At 39.7% G+C, this 1307-nt stretch carries 2 protein-coding genes; both read left to right on the top strand.

Annotated elements, in window-relative coordinates:
- Window positions 1-6 precede the first annotated feature (6 nt).
- Window positions 7-174, top strand: coding sequence for a T9SS type A sorting domain-containing protein (locus DTW91_RS13095; protein ID WP_410493739.1), 168 nt, complete (start codon window positions 7-9; stop codon window positions 172-174).
- 324 nt (window positions 175-498) lie between these two features.
- On the top strand, window positions 499-1307 hold an 809-nt coding region (locus DTW91_RS12600; protein ID WP_125203707.1), incomplete at its 3' end, for a choice-of-anchor J domain-containing protein.

Raw genomic sequence — 1307 nt, 5'->3', positions numbered from 1 at the left:
GGAAAAATCAAATCGGTCAAAGTATATGATGTAACCGGAAAACAAATATTAACAAAAGAAATCAATGCTGCTCAATCTCAAATCGATTTCAGCAGATTCAGTTCCGGAGTTTACATTGTAAATACGGCGATGGAAGATGGTACTACAACTTCTACCAAAGTAATCAAACAATAAGACTTTTAAATTCTAAAATTAATAGAATCCGTCTCACTTATGTGGGGCGGATTTTTTTGTTAAGAAAGCGCTTAAACTTAATATTATAGTTTTACTGTGACAGAAAAATAAAGATTAATACTTCTCAAGCCTTGCTTAATGATTGATTAAGGTGAATTAATAAAAGACTGCTGCACAAAAAAAGTTAAAAACCACCGCAAAAAACAATTTTTAATAGAGATAAGTGAATCCTCAAGCAAAAGATATTTTATAAACCTTTAGAACCGTTGAATTTATTGCGTTTTTTTGTAATTTTGATAAGACTTAAAAAATTACATTTTTATTATGAAAAAATTTCTATTTCCTCTGTGTATATCTGCAGTTCTATTTTCTGCGGATGCGACGAAAGCACAAACTGTGCTTTTCCAAGACAACTTCGACTCTTATACCGATTTTGCTATTTCGAATGTGGGCTCCTGGACGCTCACGGATGTCGATCAATTAGCAACGTACGGTTTTAGTGGCATAAGTTTCCCAAATAGCGGTGTGGCAAAGTCTTTCCAGGTTTTTAATTCCACTGCTACTACTCCTCCGATGACCACTACCGACGCTTCCAACTGGACGGCCAATTCAGGAGACAAAATGATGGTATGCTTTGCCTCACTATCCGTGCCGTGGAATAACGACTGGCTCATCTCGCCCCAAATAACGGTGCCCGTAAGTGAAGGCGCCACACTCAGTTTCTTCGCAAAAAGTTGCGATTCCGAATACGGGGCAGAAAAATTTAAGGTTTTGGTTTCTACAACAGGAACCGCCGTTTCGGATTTCACAGCAATTTCTGCTTTGACAACCACTCCTGCCGACCTTACTTGGCATGAGTACACCTACAGCCTCAATGCCTACTCGGGACAGCAAATACATATTGCCATCCAATGCACTTCTGAAGACCAGTTTGGATTCGCAGTGGATGACTTCAAAGTCGTAAGCGCCAGCCTGCCGGTGGAAGTTCCTGGATGTTCTGCATTAACATCCCCTGCTGACGGTGCAACAAATCTTGCGTATACTTCCCAAACTTTGACGTGGACAACTCCCACTACAGGAACTGTTGATTCCTACGATGTCTACTTGGATAAAAATTCAACTCCTACAACGCT

This window comes from Chryseobacterium sp. SC28 (assembly GCF_003932955.1).
Lineage (GTDB): Bacteria > Bacteroidota > Bacteroidia > Flavobacteriales > Weeksellaceae > Epilithonimonas.
Note: the sequence above shows the minus strand (reverse complement) of the source record. Positions and strands in the feature narration are given on the sequence as shown.